18 protein-coding genes are annotated in these 19093 nt (G+C 45.7%); 14 read left to right on the top strand and 4 right to left on the bottom strand.

The window, feature by feature from the left end:
• Window positions 1-20: 20 nt before the first annotated feature.
• Both AC0J5I_RS12660 and AC0J5I_RS12655 read left to right on the top strand, forming a co-directional pair.
• The gene (locus AC0J5I_RS12660) at window positions 21-992 is read left to right on the top strand and encodes a PD-(D/E)XK nuclease family protein (RefSeq protein WP_475300464.1); all 972 of its coding nucleotides are present in this window, start codon (window positions 21-23) and stop codon (window positions 990-992) included.
• 102 nt (window positions 993-1094) lie between these two features.
• Window positions 1095-2429, top strand: coding sequence for a hypothetical protein (locus tag AC0J5I_RS12655; protein WP_475300461.1), 1335 nt, complete (start codon window positions 1095-1097; stop codon window positions 2427-2429).
• Between the two features lie 123 nt (window positions 2430-2552).
• On the opposite strand, the gene AC0J5I_RS12650 is transcribed toward AC0J5I_RS12655, so the two are convergent.
• Both AC0J5I_RS12650 and AC0J5I_RS12645 read right to left on the bottom strand, forming a co-directional pair.
• On the bottom strand, window positions 2553-3494 hold the full coding sequence (locus AC0J5I_RS12650; RefSeq protein WP_475300457.1) for an NmrA family NAD(P)-binding protein: 942 nt from the start codon (window positions 3492-3494) through the stop codon (window positions 2553-2555).
• 83 nt (window positions 3495-3577) lie between these two features.
• Entirely contained in the window at window positions 3578-4492 is a 915-nt protein-coding gene (locus tag AC0J5I_RS12645) for a LysR family transcriptional regulator (RefSeq protein ID WP_475300453.1), read from the bottom strand.
• A gap of 190 nt (window positions 4493-4682) precedes the next feature.
• Between AC0J5I_RS12645 and AC0J5I_RS12640 the strand changes: the two genes are divergently transcribed.
• The 5 genes from AC0J5I_RS12640 (at window position 4683) to AC0J5I_RS12620 (ending at window position 7683) form a co-directional block, all read left to right on the top strand.
• Window positions 4683-5066: a VOC family protein gene (locus AC0J5I_RS12640; RefSeq protein ID WP_107995294.1), complete on the top strand. Its 384-nt coding sequence runs from the start codon at window positions 4683-4685 to the stop codon at window positions 5064-5066.
• A 23-nt stretch (window positions 5067-5089) separates the two neighbouring features.
• Window positions 5090-5926 (top strand): Cof-type HAD-IIB family hydrolase, encoded by an 837-nt coding sequence (locus AC0J5I_RS12635; RefSeq protein ID WP_475300449.1) that lies wholly within the window; start codon window positions 5090-5092, stop codon window positions 5924-5926.
• A 172-nt stretch (window positions 5927-6098) separates the two neighbouring features.
• Window positions 6099-6578, top strand: a complete 480-nt coding sequence (locus tag AC0J5I_RS12630) for a DUF2975 domain-containing protein (RefSeq protein WP_475300447.1) — start codon at window positions 6099-6101, stop codon at window positions 6576-6578.
• A gap of 10 nt (window positions 6579-6588) precedes the next feature.
• Window positions 6589-6807 carry a helix-turn-helix domain-containing protein gene (locus tag AC0J5I_RS12625; protein ID WP_475300445.1) on the top strand — a complete coding sequence of 73 codons (219 nt, stop codon included), beginning with the start codon at window positions 6589-6591 and terminating at the stop codon, window positions 6805-6807.
• A gap of 108 nt (window positions 6808-6915) precedes the next feature.
• Window positions 6916-7683, top strand: coding sequence for a SagB/ThcOx family dehydrogenase (locus AC0J5I_RS12620; RefSeq protein WP_475300442.1), 768 nt, complete (start codon window positions 6916-6918; stop codon window positions 7681-7683).
• 206 nt (window positions 7684-7889) lie between these two features.
• On the opposite strand, the gene AC0J5I_RS12615 is transcribed toward AC0J5I_RS12620, so the two are convergent.
• Window positions 7890-8891, bottom strand: a complete 1002-nt coding sequence (locus tag AC0J5I_RS12615; RefSeq protein ID WP_475300439.1) for an AraC family transcriptional regulator — start codon at window positions 8889-8891, stop codon at window positions 7890-7892.
• A gap of 176 nt (window positions 8892-9067) precedes the next feature.
• Between AC0J5I_RS12615 and AC0J5I_RS12610 the strand changes: the two genes are divergently transcribed.
• Window positions 9068-10453, top strand: a complete 1386-nt coding sequence (locus AC0J5I_RS12610; protein WP_475300436.1) for a PTS transporter subunit EIIC — start codon at window positions 9068-9070, stop codon at window positions 10451-10453.
• 19 nt (window positions 10454-10472) lie between these two features.
• Window positions 10473-13055, top strand: a complete 2583-nt coding sequence (locus tag AC0J5I_RS12605; RefSeq protein WP_475300434.1) for a glycosylhydrolase-like jelly roll fold domain-containing protein — start codon at window positions 10473-10475, stop codon at window positions 13053-13055.
• Between the two features lie 89 nt (window positions 13056-13144).
• On the opposite strand, the gene AC0J5I_RS12600 is transcribed toward AC0J5I_RS12605, so the two are convergent.
• A complete protein-coding gene (locus tag AC0J5I_RS12600) occupies window positions 13145-13483 on the bottom strand; it encodes a GNAT family N-acetyltransferase (protein ID WP_107995289.1) in 339 nt (112 codons plus the stop codon).
• Window positions 13484-13720: 237 nt separating this feature from the next.
• Between AC0J5I_RS12600 and AC0J5I_RS12595 the strand changes: the two genes are divergently transcribed.
• The 5 genes from AC0J5I_RS12595 (at window position 13721) to AC0J5I_RS12575 (ending at window position 18993) form a co-directional block, all read left to right on the top strand.
• On the top strand, window positions 13721-15610 hold the full coding sequence (locus tag AC0J5I_RS12595; RefSeq protein ID WP_475300430.1) for a S8 family peptidase: 1890 nt from the start codon (window positions 13721-13723) through the stop codon (window positions 15608-15610).
• 401 nt (window positions 15611-16011) lie between these two features.
• Window positions 16012-16671 carry an amino acid ABC transporter permease gene (locus tag AC0J5I_RS12590; protein ID WP_475300427.1) on the top strand — a complete coding sequence of 220 codons (660 nt, stop codon included), beginning with the start codon at window positions 16012-16014 and terminating at the stop codon, window positions 16669-16671.
• Window positions 16652-17329 (top strand): amino acid ABC transporter permease, encoded by a 678-nt coding sequence (locus AC0J5I_RS12585; protein ID WP_475300424.1) that lies wholly within the window; start codon window positions 16652-16654, stop codon window positions 17327-17329. The genes AC0J5I_RS12590 and AC0J5I_RS12585 overlap by 20 nt, the downstream gene beginning before the upstream one ends.
• A 17-nt stretch (window positions 17330-17346) precedes the next feature.
• On the top strand, window positions 17347-18090 hold the full coding sequence (locus AC0J5I_RS12580) for an amino acid ABC transporter ATP-binding protein (protein ID WP_475300420.1): 744 nt from the start codon (window positions 17347-17349) through the stop codon (window positions 18088-18090).
• A 39-nt stretch (window positions 18091-18129) separates the two neighbouring features.
• Window positions 18130-18993 carry a cysteine ABC transporter substrate-binding protein gene (locus tag AC0J5I_RS12575; RefSeq protein WP_475300416.1) on the top strand — a complete coding sequence of 288 codons (864 nt, stop codon included), beginning with the start codon at window positions 18130-18132 and terminating at the stop codon, window positions 18991-18993.
• Window positions 18994-19093 lie beyond the last annotated feature (100 nt).

Below are 19093 nucleotides of genomic sequence, written 5' to 3'. Positions count from 1 at the left end.
TTAAGGTTGGTGAATCCGTTATGTCTAAAAACAACTTATTCGATTATGCTACTAAAGAGTTATCACAAGATGCCTTTATTTGTTGGCTACTTGCTTTTGCAATGAAAGAACATGAACTCGAAGATCTGGCACTAGCCTCATGTGCTAGAGAAATACTAGCTTACTTTACAGGAGATAAATCTCCTCTAGTTGTAACAAAAATAGATAGACAGCAAAAGAATATTGATGTCTTAGTAGAAGTGAACTCAAAATATCATATCATCATTGAAGATAAGACGTATACAGGCCAACATCACGACCAAATAGCGAAATATAAGCAAGCCTTGATGGATGTTGGAAAAAGCAACATTATAACCGTATACAATAAAATTGTTGAACAAGACCATTCGGAAAACGTAGACATTAATTTCACCAGAAAAGATATGATAGCAATCTTTGACAAATATGTAGGTGCCACGGAAAATAATATATTCATTGATTATCACGAAAGACTAATGAACATAGATAATGAGGTAGAGAGTTACAAGCATATCCCAATAAGCCAATTTAGCGGGTTATCTTATGGCGGTTTTTTTAAGCATCTGAAAGAGGAAAAAATTATCAATGAAAAGAAACTTACCGGCTGGGGATACGTACCCAATAAATCGGGCGGGTTCTTCGGGCACTGGTGGCATTATTTATCTGAACAAGAATTAACAAATTGCAACGTGTTGGATTATGGCATCTCAGAATTGTACTTACAAATTGAAAATAATGAAATTGCCGTAAAAATACAAAATCCTAACAACGAAGATGTTAATGCAGTTAAAACTGCACTCTACAACCATATTTCTTCAAAAGAAGGAGCATTTTACAAAAAGAGACATAGAAATGGTAAATTTATGACAGTAGGGTTATTGGCGTATGATGAAAGTAATTACAAAACAAAAATAAGAACAATGGAAACAATATTGGATGATATTGCCAGTGGTTATTTTAAATATCAGCCTTGAATGTATTGAGGCCCTTCTTTATGGCATAAGCTTCTTTACAATTAATTAATGGTGAACATACAATCTCAACCTAGAAACACTTAACTTATAAGGAGTAGTCTAATGGGAAAACATACATGTCGATGGCAATCCACCATTGAAAAATGGACAAATGAAATCGGGTTTACGATGTTAGATGAACAAGTTTACAAGGAGACTAAACAAGGTAAGGTTTTTGTTTTCATGTATGTGGCCATTTGTTTTAGAATCAATGGAATTGAAAATGAAGAAAAGATAAGTAGTTTCGTAAAAAATCAATATTATAAAAAAATTGGGAATGATCCATTGTTATGCATAATAGACGATGTATCTATTCAAGATGATACTGTAGAATGTAGTGTGGCTTTTATTTTTGAAGATGTTTATGCAGGTTTGTATAGACTGTTTAAAGAGATTATTGAAAGCGCTAGTGAAACTGAACTTCAGATGCTATCTTCAAAAAAAACAACGGATATTTTGAATCAACGTGAAAAGTGTCTTGATTTGGCAATGTATTATTCAAAACTATGGGAATCCTTGGATGAGTATCATGAATACTGTTTTCCATTCAAAGGGATAATAAATCATGGGCTCATGGATATTGAATTTCTATCTGAGCAGAGTCTAAAGGGTAATTCCGTCTATTTTGATATATTAAGAAGATCGATTTCAGTAAATTTGTTTGGAGATGAAATTCCATGGATCAAATATTATAGACAAGTTCAAGATTATTTTAATAAATGGAATGCATTTGATGAACTAGAATGGAAATGCCCGAAAGCTAATTTTGAATTGAAGTCAATCTACATGAGAGAATTCGATAATTATCCTTTCTTATATAAAGGAATAATTTCGCAAAATATATATAAAAGTGATTTTGAATATTTGATGTGTGATGAGGATCCGCCTTCCGAAGAAGAAGCTGCTTTACTAGGATCTCAAATATACGATTTAATATATTCAGGGAATTTTCGGCCAGTCGTTATTCCTAAATTTCCGATTTATGAAAATAATAAATTAGAAGCAGAAGTTTATCTTTTGGATAATTCTATCATTTATATCATTCAATATACTATACGAAGTATTCAAAGCTTTTTAAATAAAGCTGGAATTGACGAAGATGCGGAAAGTGATATTATTGAAAAATATGATATTGATGTTGCGGTTAATGATGAATCTGTCAAAGATATACCGACGATTGAATTATTATGTGTTGAAAAGTTTAATTTGGGACACTTACTTTGGATGATTGAAAATGATCATTTGACAGATATAAAAGAAAGTCTACTGTCTGTGTCTGAAATATTTGATAGGTTAATCAACTTAACCGTAAACGATCACCATGTATTTGATCATATTAGTGAGGTTGTACCACGAGAAGGGGCAAAATTACTACGGGATATAGCAAATAAAATATAGTTGAGTTATCCATAAAATTGCTGGGTTTCAGGATACGGTTTAACAACAAATTAGAGGCCCTAGGCTAAACAAATGGAAGCCATAAGTTATCATTAACTTATGGCTTCCATTTGTTGTATTAATTTAGTTATCTTCCGAATGGCGTTCGCCGACTTGGAAGTCGTCAGCATTTTCGAACATGTATTTCACTGTGATGGCTTCTTCGCCGGTCAGTTGTTTGAAATCATCCGTGAAGTTGTCCATCTTGCCTAGGCGGATAGCTTCTCCGAAAGTGACCATGCCTTCAGAAGAGAAGGGTGCTTCGGAGTCTTTTTTGAATGCACCTTCTGTTGTTCTCGGCACGCCCATTGCGTCAAAGATAGCGTAGTTTTCTTCATCAGAGATGGCTTGATAGCTGACGTTGTTGCCGGTCGCTGCGTTGCCGTAATTAACGAAGTCCGTGATGGTCATCAACTCAGGTCCGTTGATGTTCAGGACTGCATCGTGGTATTTGTCGGTAGCCAAAGCATGCGCAACCGCTTTGGCGCAATCTTTACGGGAAATGTAGGCCATTTTCCCGTCAGCTTGATTGTTCTGCATCACGCCGCCCATTTTTACGAAAGTGAAATAGTTGGTGACCATGGCTTCAGCGTATTGGGAGTTGCGCAGGAAAATATGATCCATACCGACTTCATTGATGTAGTCCTCTGTGAAGATATGGTCGATTTTTTCGACGCTCGGGTTGGATTCGTCAGCCGCATTGACCAACGAAGTGTAAATGATCTGCTGAACACCGGCTTCTTTGGCTGCATCCACCACATTTTTATGTGCGTTTTGGCGTTTTTTGCCAACAAAAGGCATCGAAATCAATGCAACTTTATCGGCATTTGAGAATGCTTCAGCCAAGCCATCCTTGTGATTAAAGTTTGTGACGTGCGTTTCAATACCAAGGTCCGCATATTTTTTTAGGGCAGCCTCGCTGTATGCACAGAAAATCAGTTGATCTTTTTCAACCAAATCCAAAAGGTATTCCGCCGCCTGATTTCCTAGGTTTCCATCAACGCCTGTCAATAATAATTTACCCATATTTGTATCGTCTCCTGTCTGTTTTTAACTATCTTCATGATATGTGAAACAAAGAGCAAACTCCAATACAAAAAGCGAATGGGTTATTCGGAAATCGAATAATGCGCTTTGATGGAACGGATCAGCGCTTGGATAGCCGGCTTGGCATTGGCGGATAAATATCCCAAGACAATCTCGAAAGTATGGAAGGAGCCTTCAATCGGAATCATGCGGATTTCGTCTGAGGAGTAATTCAGATTGTAATTGTCCGGAAAGAAGCCAATCAGGTTTTCGGTCCGGATCGCGAACAGCTCGGTTTCGACATCATCCACGGTTTTGGCAATCTGCGGCTGATAACCGTCTTTTTTGGCATGCTGCAGCATCAGATCATAGGAGGCGCCGATGACGGAAGGGTCCAGCATGACGAGCGGGTGCTGATAAAGTTCATCAAGGGTAACCGACGTTTTGTCGAACAAGGGATGGCCTGCACTGACGACGGCCTGGTATTTACCAGCATACAAAGGCACTGTCGTGATGTCCTTTTTGCCCTCGAATTCGGAATCGAAAGCGATGGCCGCATCATAGATGCCTTTCACGAGATAATCGGAAATGTTCTTCAACAGCACCTTGTTCAGATTCAGTTCGACGAGCGGGTTTTCTTTCCGGAAAGCCGGGATAACGGAAAGCAACGTCTGGATGTCCGTCATGGCTGAATATTCTATCGACAACGTTTCCCGCTGATTGACCTGGAAATTGCGCATTTTCTGCTGCATGCTTTGGTATTGCTTCCACAGCACCAGCGCTTCCTCATAGAAAAGCTGACCGGCTTCCGTTGGCTCGATTGGCGTCTTTTTGCGGTTGATCAACCGGATCTGGAACGTCTCCTCCAATGAAGCGACCGTCTTGCTGATGGTCGTCTGCGACACATAGTTCCGTTTGGCTGTCTCCGTGAAACTGCGGCAGTCCACCAGGTCAATGTAGTATTTGATTTTTTCGATGTTGATGCGGTTCGCCTCCAATCAAAAATCCTTCTGACTGTAAAGTACCATAACCTACTGTTAAGAGGCAATTAGAGATTTTGACAAGAATGTGTCACGAATTCGAGTCTGAATGGAAGCGTACAGACAAATTTATTTCAACATAAGCGTTTCGCCTGTCATTTTTGGATGAGTGGCATATACTTACGGTAGTTATCGAGGAGGTATTCAAATGAAAATAGAACATATCGGTCTTTGGACTGCAGATTTGGAAAAAATGAAAGAATTTTACTGTGATTTCTTCAAAGCAACGGCAGGTGAAAAGTACCACAATCAGAAATCAGGCTTCCAATCCTATTTCTTGTCCTTCGCGGATGGTGCCAGATTGGAGATTATGCATCGCGAAGATGTGATCAAAGGTTCCCATACAAATGAAATATTAGGCTTTGCGCATCTGGCCATCGCGGTCGGCAGCAAAGACATAGTGGATGCTTTGACGCAAAAACTGGTGGATGCAGGCTATCCCTTGTTGAGCCCGTGCAGAGTGACTGGCGACGGCTACTATGAATCGGTCATCGGCGATCCGGAAGGAAACAGAATCGAAATCACGATTTGACAATAAATTATGAGGTGAACTGAATGGATCTGAAAGCAATCGTTTTGGACATCGACGGTACGTTATTGAATGACCAGAAAGAAATCAGCCCGAGAACACGGAAATCGTTGTTGAAAGCGCAAGAAGCCGGAATCAAAGTCGTGTTGGCGTCGGGAAGGCCAATTTCCGCAATGGAGCGGTTCTCCAAGGAACTCAAAATGGAGCAGCACCACGGTCTGCTTTTGTCCTACAATGGGGCGTGCGTGACGGATTGCGCAACAAACGAGACTTTGTTCAGCCAAAGCATGTCCGACGAAGTGGGCAAGGAAATTCTGGCGCATCTGGCGAACTTTGAAGTGAAGCCGATGGTCGCGCACAAGGACTACATGTACGTGAACAACGTCTACGACTGCATGATCACCGCACCGCCGCATGGATTGAAGAACATCATCGAGTACGAATCGCGCAGCGGCAATTTCAAATTGTGCGAAGTGGACAACCTTGCCGAGTTCGTCCATTTCCCCTTGCACAAAATCCTGGTCGCGGGGGAACCGGAATATCTGGAAGAAAATTGGAAAGAAATCATGCTACCGTTCGAAGGACGCGTGAGCGGGTATTTCTCCGCGCCGTTCTACTTTGAATTCACCGACAAAGGCATTGATAAAGCCTTTGCGCTGGATAAATCCCTGCAACCGCTGGGGATCAGCAGCGAAAATGTCATTTCCTTCGGCGACGGAGAAAATGATACCTCGATCATCGCCTACGCAGGGGTTGGTGTCGCGATGGGGAATGCGATCGATGCGCTGAAAGCGAGCGCAAACGAAATCACGTTATCCAACAATGAGGACGGCATCGCGCATATGCTTGAGAAATATCTGTAGGAACATTCAATAATGAAATGAGTGGGAAAAGCCAGAATCGCCTTTGCGCGCTTCTGGCTTTTTTGAGCCGAGTACATATTTTAAGAATTGTTTAAAAGAATAAATATTTATTGTAAAACGATAAATCGTAGACTAAACTAACAGTAACAAATCCAAATGAGGTGTTGAAGATATGAAACGAGAAACATTCTTTTTGAAGGCGGTCGTCGTTCTGATGGGGCTTCCGGTAGTGGCGCTATGCATTTTTATTATCCCGGAAATTGCGGCTTTCTTGGTCGAACTGGTCCCAAGCCTGGTGTATTTGCAATATCCATTCATGATCGGCCTGTACGCATCTGCCGGCATCTATTTCGTCGCTCTGCACCAAGTCTTTAAACTGCTGGGCTACATCGATCAGGACTTGGCGTTTTCCGATTTGACGGTGCATGTGCTGAAGAACATCAAACGCTGTGCGGCTGCGATCGGCGGGTTGTTCATCCTGTTCATGCCGCTCATTTTTATGATGGGTGATATGGATGACGCTCCCGGCATCGTCCTGATCGGTTTGATCATCATTTTCGCCTGCATGGTGATTGCCGTATTTGCCGCCGTCCTTCAGAAACTCCTGCAAAATGCGATCGCAATCAAACAAGAAAACGACTATACGATATGAGGTGCGGAAAATGGCAATAATCATCAATATAGACGTCATGTTGGCAAAACGCAAAATGAGCGTCACCGAACTGTCGCAGCACGTCGGCATCACGATGGCCAATCTCTCCATCCTGAAAACCGGAAAAGCGAAGGCGATCCGCTTCTCGACCTTGGAAGCCATCTGCAAAGCGTTGGACTGCCAACCCGGCGATATTCTGGAATACCGAGATGATGAAGAAGTGGAATAGCGATTCTGAGCCAGATTGACCTGAAAAATACAAGGGAAACCCTTAGCCTGGATTAGTGCGAACATTCACAATCTGTGGTAAAATAGTAGGAAAAATGGGGGGCCTACCATGGCTAGATATGAAAAACAACGCAATTTTCTGAAATCGGATTTCAAAACATTCAGCGCGATCGAAACAGATAAACAAAAGGGGATACCGCAGCCACCGAACGTCAAAGCTTACGATACGGATGCAAAAATCGTGGACCTGCCTGCCGTCGATGGCGGGGTTGTGAAGAAGGAAAACATCTACGAAATCATCAAGGAACGAAGAAGCGTCCGCCATTATGCGAAAGATGCGCTCACTTTGGACGAATTGTCCTACCTTTTGTGGAGTACGCAAGCCATCACAGGCACAAACAGATCAGGCATCACTTTCCGCACGGTTCCATGCAGCGGCGGCACGCATTCCTTTGAGACCTATCTGTTCATCCTGAACGTGGACGGTTTGGAAAAGGGCGTTTACCGTTATTTGGCGGATTGTCACAAACTGCTGTACTTGAGCGAAGTCAACGACATCGATGAACAGGTAGACAAAATGACGCTCGATCAGCCATTCGTGCCGAACTTCGCCAAACGCGCGTCGGTCATCTTCTCATGGAGCTGCATCCCATACCGTTCGGAATGGAAATACGACATCACGGCGCACAAGAAAATCCTGATCGACATCGGCGCGGTCATGGAAAACTTGTACCTGACGAGCGAATCGATCGATGCCGGTACTTGCGCATTGGGCATCTACGATCAGGACATGGTCGACGAGTTGCTGCATTTGGACGGCGAAGATGAATTCACGATCTTCCTGGCGGCAGTCGGTAAGAAAGTGGAGAAGAAGTAACATCAGAATAGAATGTATGAACAGAAATAGCCCGCCAAAATGCTTTTGGCGGGCTATTTCTGTTCAAAACACAGCCAGAAAACCCGCCAAAACCACTTTGGTGGGGAAAAACGTCCGCGGGCAACACGAGATTCCCCGTCAAAGCCCTTTTGGCGGGGAATAACGGGCCCCCGCCATGGACCAGAATAAAGATTCCTATTCATTTCCTACTCGCTGATCTGATTCGCTTTCCGGTATTTCGAAGGTGTCATGCCGAAGTGCTCCTGGAAAAGCTTGTAATAATGATTGAGGTTCGTGAACCCACAATCCAATGCGACTTCCCGGACCGGTTTGGCTGAATGGATCAACTGTATGCGGCTGTTTTCTATCCGCTTGTTCAGGATCAGCTCCTTGAAGCTCATGCCAGTGGTCTTCCGGATCATGTGACTAAAGTAGGATGCATTATACCCAAAATGAGCGGCAGTTTCGCCGAGCGAACAAGTCTCGTAATGCTCCTCGATGTAACCCAAAATATCCAAAGCCAATTTCGTCTGCTGAGTTTCCAGTTCCGTACCATTGACCTCCACCGAAAATGAGCGGATCAGTTCCAGAAAAATCAACTGGATGTAAAGATCCTGCATTTCCTTAGTGCCGATGCCCGGTTCATAGACTTCGCACAACAACTGCTGAAACAGCAGCGAAATTTTCTCCGTGTTCGTATTGCGGAAAATCAAATACTGGTTGTGTTTCTGCGTATCCGATATCGCCTGCAAAAGAAACTGAGAAAGGTAGCTTTCAGTTGCGACAATCTGCGAAAGACACTTGGAAAAGAAATTCTGATTGATGATAAGGTTGATGATGATATCATCCTCCCCGGTCGTCCCGATGGAATGCGGAATATCGGTATCGATCAGAACGATATCCCCTTTATTCAGCAGCACATCTTTGTTGTTGATCGTCTGCCCGCATTGCCCGCTGTAGACAAAATTCAGTTCGATGTACTCATGGATATGTTCCGGGACATGGATGAAGCGCGAATGTTTGTTGACGAAATAATCCTGATTTGCAGAAACCGAAAAAAATGGTTTGGAGAAATGAAAAACTTTGCGGCCATCAATAAGCACTTTATTGTCATCCTTAAACCATTCCGACAACACAGGCTCTTTCAAATAACGTTCCTCGCTGGCACTGTGTTTGCGCAAATAGGAATCCAGTTCGATGAAGTTCACGTTTACACCACCTAAAAATATGGTACGAAATATACCGTTGATTGATATTCTTATTATACATTGGAAACGCTATAATTCAAGTTGTTAAGACAACGGAATGAAGATGTGGTCAAGGTGGGCGCCTAAATATTTGATATCCGCAGCTATATTCCAAAACAATTAGGAGGACTGCAATTATGGCTAAAAAAGATTATGACCAGTTAGCGAAAGATGTTGTAGCGCATGTCGGGGGCAAAGAGAATATCGTCGATGTGACGAATTGCATGACGCGTTTACGCTTTGTGCTGAAGGACGATGCCGCCGCAAATGAATCGGCGTTGAAGCAATTGAAGCAAGTCAAAGGCATCATGAACCAGGGCGGGCAATACCAAGTCATCATCGGCACGGAAGTATCGGATATCATTCCGGTCGTACGCGAATACATCGGATCGGAAAATGTAACCGCAACCGCGGAGAAGTCCGAAGCAAAAGCGGGCAGCCTGTTCGACCGATTCTTCAAGGTGATCAGCGGCTGCATTTCACCGATACTCGGCGTGATGGTCGGATCGGGGATGATCAAAGGTGTACTGGCGATATTGGTGACTTTCGGATTATTGACAAACACAAGCGGCACTTATTTGGCTCTTTACGCAGCAGCAGATGCAGTATTGTATTTCATGCCGATCCTGGTCGGTTTCAGCGCAGGGCGCGTTTTCAAATCCAATCAGTACATCGGAGCGATTGTTGGCGCAGCCATCATGTATCCTTCGATCATCACAGCGGTGGCTGAAGGCGCGCCATTGACATTCTTGCGGCTGCCGATGCAGCTCGTCAACTATTCCCAATCGTTGCTGCCGGCTATCGTAGCGGTCTGGGCAGCGTCGCATGTCGAAAAATTCTTCAAGAACACGTTGCCGCAGATCCTGCAGTTGATGTTCGTGCCGGCTTTGACGCTTGCCATCATCGTCCCATTGACGCTGTTGATCATCGGACCGATCATGAATCTCGTTTCCTCAACGCTTTCGACTGCTGTATTGGGCATCTTCAACATGAGCCCGATCATCGGCGGCGTCCTGTTCGGCGCTTTCTGGCAATTGATGGTCCTGCTGGGGCTGCACGCGGCATTCATCCCGGTGCTGATCAACAATCTGATCACTTTGGGAAGCGACCCTATCAATGCGATCTTGGGACTTACGGTCTGGGCGCTGGCAGGTGTATCGCTTGGTTACGCCTTGAAAGTCAAAGACAAGGAACAAAAATCATTGGGATTCGGTAATCTGGCTTCCTGCTTGTGCGGCGTGACCGAGCCGACCATCTACTCGATCGTCATCCCGAACTTCAAAATCTTTTCGGCTGCCTGGATTGGCGGCGGAGTTGCTGGAGGCATCCTGGCAGCATTGGGCGGCAAGATGTACGCATTTGGAGGGGATGGTTTGTTCCGTATCCCGGCTATGATCAATCCGGCAGGTTTGGACATCAGCTTCTACGGTTTCATCGCCTGTGCAGCATTGGCATTGGCAGTATCCGCCGCAATCGCCTATTTCCTTGTCCCGGCTGGAGAAGCACCAAAAGAAAACCAATAATTATGAGAGCAGTGAGTTTATGTTGAAAACTATTACAGGACCGATCGAAAAATTACCGAATCATTTCTACCCGTTCTTTTGGCAGCACGGGGAAGACGAAGAAACACTTGTGACCTATGTGGAGAAGATCCATCAATCCGGCATGCGGGCGGTCTGCGTTGAATCGCGGCCGCACCCGGATTTTGTTGGGGACAAGTGGTGGGAAGATCTGGGCATCATCATCCGCGAATGCGAAACACGCGGAATGGAAATTTGGGTGCTGGATGATTCCCATTTCCCGACAGGCTTCGCCAACGGCCAAATCCGCGACAATTTCCCGGCTTTAGGTAAACAATACTTGTCAATGCGCAGATATGACGTGGCCGGTCCGATGAAGAAAGCCCGGATCGATGCTTCGATGCTGAAGGGACGCCCTTGGAGCAAAGAACGCACGGACGTCATCGAGACACTCGGCGTATACCTGGCGAAACGAACTTCAAATTATACGGTCGAGGGGGATCCCATCGACCCGACTACTTTAGTGGATATCACGGACCATTATCAAAACGATACGATCCAACTGGATTTGGAGAAGGGCGCCTGGAGCGTTTTCGTCGTCTTCTCCACGCACAGCGGCGGCGAGGAAGCAACGAAGGACTACCTCAACCCGTTGGTGAAGGAAGCCACCCAAGTGCTGGTCGAGGAAGTGTACGAGAAGCATCTGCAACAGGTCGGGGATCATTTCGGCAAAACCATCACCGCCTTCTTCTCAGATGAACCGCGCTTCGGCAACCAGAAGGGGACGGAATCACGGATAGGGAAATTGGATATGGTGTTGCCTTGGCGACCGGGCCTGGAAAAAGAATTGGCTTTCGAACCGATTCTGTTACCGTTGCTTTGGACTCCTGCCCAGGGAGCGGAAAAAGAAGTGCGCTATGCCTATATGGATAAGATCACAACTCTGTACAACGAGAACTTCACAAAAGTGTTGGCTGACTGGTGCGAGGATAAGGGCGTGGCATACCTAGGCCACAACATCGAGGACAATGGCGCGCACGCAAGACTCGGCTATGGCGCCGGCCACTTCTTCCGGGCACAGGAAGCACAGCATTTTTCCGGAATCGACGTCATCGGAACGCAAGTGGTTCCGGGCATGCCGTTCCATCACGATGCCTTCCAGACAGGCGGCAGCGACGGCGAATTCTACCATTTTGCCTTGGCCAAGCTGGGCGCTTCGGCAGCGCATCTGACTGCACACAAAAACGGGCGCGCCATGTGCGAGGCATTCGGCGCCTATGGCTGGAACGAAGGCCTGAAGACCATGAAATGGATCACCGACCACCTGATTGTACGGGGCATCAATTACCTGGTTCCGCATGCCTTCAGCCCGAAAGAGTTTCCCGATTGGGATTGCCCGCCGCATTTCTACGCCCGCGGCAACAATCCGCAATACCGCTACATGACGCACCTGACCGATTACGCCAACCGTTTGATGCACATCTTCTCGGACGGCACCCACCGCGCGCCGGTGGCAGTCGCCTATCCGGCAGAGTTCGAATGGGCAGGGGAATCGATGCCGGTGGAAAAACCGGTCCGCTTATTGACCGAGGCGCAGATCGATATGGATATCGTCAGCTTCGACCATCTGAAGGACGCGCTTGTCATCGACAACAAACTGCGTATTCTGTATGAAACGTTCGAAGCATTGGTCATCCCGTACGCCTCCTACATGCCAAAAGCCATGATGGAGATCCTCGTAAGATTGAAACAGGAAGGCTTGCGCATCGTTTTCGTGGATGGCTTGCCGGAGAATTTCGATGCCGCGGACAAAGTCGGTTATGAAGTAAGCCCGCTGCAGGAATTGCCGAATCAGCTCGATGATGTCCGCGAGTTGAAACTGGCGCAGCCTTTCCGCGAGCTTGTCTATTACCATTACGAAAAAGACGGCAACGACTACTGGATGTACTTCAACGAGAGCATCTCCGAAGAAATCGATACGACAGTGTCCATCCCAGCCTACCCAGGGAAAAACGGTTATGCGTTCGATGCCTATCTCAATCAGGTAAACGAACTGGAAGTCAACCAGAAAGGCATTGCACTGAAATTGGCCCCTTATGAGACGCTCGTATGGGTGTTCACGGAAGGAAAAATGTCTGCGACAACCGGAAATCCGCAAAAAGAATCGGAAAGAAAGCCGATCGAAGCGGAATGGGAAGTCAGTTTTGCGGGAGCATTGGCTTACCCAATGTTCGAATCCGTCACAACATTGCAGGATGGCATTCAGCCTTTGAGCGAGCTGGAAGGCTATGACCGTGCCACAGGGACAGTCGCCTACGAAGCGCAACTGGATGTGAGTGACGCCAATGACGTTATCGGACTGGATTTGGGCATGGTTTATGAAATCGCCGAAGTCTTCGTTAACGGCAAAAGCATCGGCACCAAAATCGCACCCCCATATGTTTTCGCTAAAAAAGACTGCTTCCGCGAGGGCAAGAATACCCTGCGCATCGAAGTGACCAATACACTCGGCACCAGCATCAGGGATCCACTGTCCCAATACTTGCTGATTGAACCTTTCGGGATGACTGAGGAAATAAATCTGATATACGGAATTAACGTATAGAAGTATAAGCAAAAAAGCGGAACGATTGTTTCAATACACAGTCATTCCGCTTTTTGCTTGGCTATTTTCAAATTGATCAAGAGGAAATCTTAACACATTACATCAGCGTAAAGGGAGCCATTTCTTTCGAACATGCCCTCGGCGAACGGGCAGCGAGGGATGATTTTTTTGTTTTCCTCCCTGGCCATTTCCACCACGCGATCAACCAATTGCGCGGCAATTCCCTGGCCACGGTAATCGTCATTCACATAGGTACGGTCGATGCTGATTTTACTGCTGTCTGCAGCAGAATAGATTATTTCGCAGATCAAGTTTTCGTTTTCGTCATATTTGTAGAAACGTGAGTCGCCGCTATCAAAGTTCATAGTGTAATCCCCTTTTAAATTTTTGATGTATTTCCGCCACTGAGTACCCTGTTTTGATTTCATAATATTCCTGCGGTTGATGCCCGTCAAGCGATTCGCCTTGAAAAGATAGTCTCGACGTAAGGCAACTTGCACTTGTAAATCATCGATGAAACGGTATACAATAAAAATATTGTACAGGGAATTAAATGTTATAATCGTTGAGTGCTAATCTCGGCAAAGCTCTGTTCATAATTTATTAATTTGTGGCGTGACCGGCCATCCGTGGTCGATTTTTGATAGCAAGAAAGGGGAAATGATATGTTTTCGAAAAGATTTTATGCAGTCGTATTCACATCTTTGTTCATTTTTAGCCATGCCTTACTAACTACTGAGGCAATGGCGGCCGAATCGCCAGCCCAAGCAGCAGCAACCCCGAATAACTCGGCCGATTTTCAGGATGTGATTGTAAAATTTAAAGACAAACCGGGCCAGGCGGAATTACATGCATTTAAGGGCCTGGGTGGCGATGTCAGCAATGTTTTCACCATCATTCCTGCGATTTCCGGAAGACTTCCGGCGAAGGCCATCGAAGCACTGAAAAATAATCCACAAGTGGAAGTAGTCGAATTGGATTACACTGTGCAGGCACTCGAATATTCGTCAGAAAACGAGCTTGGGAACAGTTGGGGCGCCGATCACATCAACGCCGATGCAACTCTTGCAGCCGGGTATTCTGGCGAGGGGGTCAAGGTTGCCGTTTTGGACTCCGGAGTGAATTTCAATCACTTCGACCTTCAGGATAACTTTGATATTTCCGCAAATGAATTAGGCTACGATTTTGTTTCGGATGACTTCTTCCCCGAGGACGTTTATGGGCATGGCACGCATGTAGCAGGGATACTTGCTGCAGCGAGCAACGGATTTGGGGTTGTCGGCGTTGCACCAGACGCACAGCTTGTAGCACTCAGAGTTCTGGATGACAATGGGGAAGGCACCGCAAGCAGGATCATCGAAGCCTTGCAGTGGATTCAGAATTACAATGCCGCGCATCCCGATTCACCGATACGCATCACAAACAATAGCTACGGCACCGGATCCAATTCGTCCCAGCTTGGGGCAGCATTTGATGCGTTGGCAAGCTCCGGGGTTCTGCACATAGGCTCAGCAGGCAACGACGGGCGCGCTGCGGGCAATGGCAATAATGTCAGTTACCCTGCTAATTATGAATCAGTGGTGGCCGTTGCGGCTCTCGACAAAACCAATCAGCGGGCCAGTTTTTCCAGCACGGGCTCGGACGTTGAAATAGCTGCGCCGGGGGTATCCATTCTGTCGACATGGAAAGACGGTCTCAACATTGCGGGTCCACAGCCGTTTTCGTTCGCAGGTTACGCAGGCGAGTACTTCATTGAAGCAAACGGAACCTCAATGGCTTCACCTCATGTTGCAGGAGTCGCAGCTTTGCTGATGGCATCTGATCCGAACTATACTGCGGAGGCAGTCCGCAACAAAATGAATCAGACGGCTTTGGATTTAGGGGATTCTGGGAGGGATAACCAATACGGTTACGGATTAGTGGACGCTTCCTCAGCGCTGGGTATTGTGCCTGTTACCAATAAGCCCCCTGTCGCGTATAACCAGGCGGTTCACACAACGAAAAACACTTCTGTAAATATCACGCTTGTCGCTGCAGATCCAGATGGCGATACGCTGACCTATACGATTGCATCAGCTCCCGCAAACGGAACAGTCAGTGGGGCAGGATCAGATATCACCTATACTCCGAACATAGACTTCACAGGCGCGGATGCCTTTACCTATGAAGTGAAAGACAGCGCGGGCGGCACTGCAACCGGAACAGTGACGATAAAGGTTGCACCTGCAGCTACAAGGACTGTGGATGTTGTTGTCGAGATGAGTGCCACTACCAGAAAAATAAACAAAATAAATCAGATTTGGACTACAGCTAAAGTGAAGGTCATGGAAGCCGGAGCACAAGTGGCCGATGCAACTGTTACTGGCCACTGGGAAGAAGCAACATCAGGCCTCAATTCTGGTAACACCGGAAAAAGCGGGACGGTATCATTCACATCTGAAAAAGTGATCCAGTCGACTGAACAACAAACTTTCACATTTGTTGTCGATAGCGTGTTTATAGGCGATGCTGACTGTACGCTTAGCGGCCAGACGACAAATTCGATAACGAAATGATAGAGCGTCCAGCTATCCTTGATTGGGAATAGCTGGACATTCTAGGCTACAATGCTAATAAAAAGACTTGAACTTCACTTGCCGAAGGTTCAAGTCTTTTTTGCTGCGTCCAGCTGTTCGGTAAAACCTATCAACTGTGTTCGATTCTGTATAATATTCATTTATTGGCAGTCATGATACCATATGTGAATAGAAATTCAATGGAAAAAATACGACAGAAAATTTCTGGTTTAATCATCTTTTTACGAAAATAATGTCTTGGTATATTGATGTAAGCAAACTGTAAAAGCTGACAAAAGCGCTAAAGTAATCGTTGCTTCCTGAATATACCGGGAAGTATTTTTATTTGTGAGGTGATGATCAGAAACTGTACAAAAGCAATAAAGGATTGGAGGGAGACAATGGATTTAGATTTTATCAGAGAAGCTATCCCCATGTATCAGGAAGCGGCCTTCCTTGTGTTGCGCATTGGTGGGATCGGAATCATCTTTGCTTTTACCATCGGCTTGATCATCAGTATTGTGCGCTATTATAAATTGCCTTTGTTATCGCAAGTTTTTGAAGGATACATCGAATTGTCGCGCAACACGCCCTTGATGATCCAGTTGTTTTTTCTGTATTTTGGTTTGCCGCAAGTCGGCATCCAGTTGAGCGCCGAAGTCTGCGGCATACTGGGGTTATTTTTTTTGGGAGGCAGCTACTTTGCGGAAGCGATAAGGGGCGGTTTGGAATCCGTCCCAAATATTCAGATGGAATCAGCTTCCAGCCTGGGTTTGTCAAACACTCAAATTTTCCTGTACGTTATTTTCCCGCAGGCGATCGCAAACTCCTTTCCCAGCATCGGGGCTAACATCATCTTTTTGCTGAAGGAAACCTCCGTGTTCAGCGCAATCGCATTAGCCGACCTGGTTTTTGTCGCAAAAGACATCATGGGATTGTATTACAAAACCAATGAGGCGCTGTTCTTGATGGTCATAACCTATCTGGTGTTTTTATTGCCGATATCCCTTTTGATCCATTTCATCGAAAGGAGGTTGCGTTTTGCAGGACTCGGGAATTAACATTTTATTTGAAGGCCAAAATCTGCAACGTATCTTGGAAGGCTTGGGGCAAACCATTTTTATCGCAATTTTATCAGTCGTGCTTTCATTCGTATTGGGACTTTTGGTCGGAATGCTCATGACAAGCAAAAATATCGTTGTCCGATTCGTCACAAGATTCTACCTCGAAGTCGTCCGGATTGTCCCCGTATTGGTGATGCTGTACATCCTGTACTTCGGCCTTACACGTTGGACAGGCATTCATATTGATAACAGGGTGATCGCCATTTTCGTGTTTACCTTTTGGGGAACAGCTGAAATGGCCGACATCGTCAGAGCATCCGTCACTTCCATACCCAAAATCCAATGGGAAAGCGGACAGGCATTGGGATTGTCTGCAGGGCAACTCTATGTGTATGTCATTATTCCCCAGACAGTGCGGCGCATCGTTCCGCCGGCCATCAACTTGGCCACGAGGATGGTGAAAACGACAGCGCTGCTACCGCTGATAGGGATTATTGAAGTCATCAAAGTCGGACAGCAAGTGATTGAAGTATCCGTGAAGGATTACCCGAGTGCCTCCTTCTGGATCTATGGGTTGATCTTCTTCCTGTATTTCATCGTCTGTTATCCGCTATCTAAATTATCAAAAAAATTGGAATTGAAATGGCAAGAGTGAGGAGGGGTGAAAAAAACTTGGAAAACCCAATATTAACGTTGAAGCATGTAAACAAATATTATGGAGAAACTCAGGCCTTGGCCGATATCCAGTTGGTTGTAGCCAAAGGCGAAGTTGTGACCATCATCGGCCAGTCAGGTTGCGGCAAATCGACTGCCTTGCGCTGCATCAATGGGCTGGAGGAAATTCATTCCGGCAGCATCCTGCTGGATGGAAAAGAAATTGCCGCTGCAGGGACGAATTGGAAAGAAGTCCGGCAGAAAATTGGCATGGTCTTTCAAAAGTATGACCTGTTCCCGCACATGACGGTTCTTGACAATGTCCTGTTGGCTCCTTTAAAAGTCCAAAAACGCAAGAAGGATGAGGCAGTCGAAGAGGCCATTGCGTTGCTGAAACGGGTCGGCCTTGAAGATAAGGCGCACAGCTTCCCACGGCAATTGTCCGGCGGGCAGCAACAACGTGTTGCGATCGTGCGCGCGTTGATGACGCACCCGGAAATCATGCTCTTCGATGAAGTGACGGCAGCGCTCGATCCGGAGATGATCAGGGAAGTCCTGAATGTCATCCTCGATTTGGCAAAAGATGGCATGACGATGCTGATCGTCACCCATGAAATGGCTTTTGCGGAGGCAGTGAGCGACAAAATCGTTTTTATGGAAAAAGGGAACATCGTTGAAGTATCAAGCGATCCGAAAGCATTTTTCAAACAGCCCCAATCGCAAAGGGCTAACGAATTCATCAACACATTCAGGTTTCAATAGAAAGACAATATAGATAAAAAAACATTGGAGGAATGAAGAATGAAAAACAAATTTATCAAATCATTGGCCATATTATCAGCGACAGTGGGTCTAGCGGCTTGCGGAGCTGGCGCAACAAGTGATTCTTCAGAAGGCTCCGTTGCCAATATTGAAGATAAAACGACAGTGGACACAATCAAAGAAAATGACGTCATCCGCATCGGCGTATTCGGCGACAAACCTCCCTTCAGCTATGTGGATGCGAACGGAGATAACCAAGGCTTCGACGTTGAGATTTCCAAAAAAATCGCAGAAGATCTGCTGGGTGATTCTTCAAAAATTGAATGGGTTATCACAGAAGCGGCTAACCGTGTGGAATATCTGGAAACAGGCAAGGTTGACCTGATGATGGCCAACTTCACCGTCACACCTGAACGTGCCGAAGTAGTTGATTTCGCCAATCCGTATATGAAAGTATCCATCGGCATCGTTTCCCCTGAAGGTGACGTCATCACTGATGTTTCCCAATTGGAAGGCAAACAATTGATCGTCAACAAAGGAACAACCGCTGAAGCTTACTTCAGAGAAAATTACCCTGATATCGAGCTGTTGGTCTATGAACAAAACACAGAAACGTTCCAAGCCTTATTGGATGGCCGTGGCGCCGCTCTAGCACACGACAATACCTTGATCTTTGGATGGATCAAAGAAAATCCTGGCTTTGTGGCAGGAGTTGAAGCCATCGGAAATGAAGATACAATCGCACCCGCAGTAGCAAAAGGCGACACCGCTTTGTTGGAGTGGGTGAATGAAGAGATTGATACGTTGAATGAAAACGGCTTTATCGCAGAAGCGTACGAAAAGACATTAGCGCCAGCATTCAGCTCCGAGATTGATCCTGCATCAGTCCTGATAAATCAATAATAAGAGATGCAATTGTCGGCTTAGTCAGCTTAGTCAGCGATAAAAGTATTCTCAATACTCAAAAAGGTCAGGACTTCGGTTACGGCCTTTTTGTATTTCT

The organism is Trichococcus sp. TS_SC_9 (genome assembly GCF_056156325.1).
The sequence above is the reverse complement of the archived record's forward strand: the minus strand, read 5'-3'. Positions and strand labels throughout refer to the sequence as shown.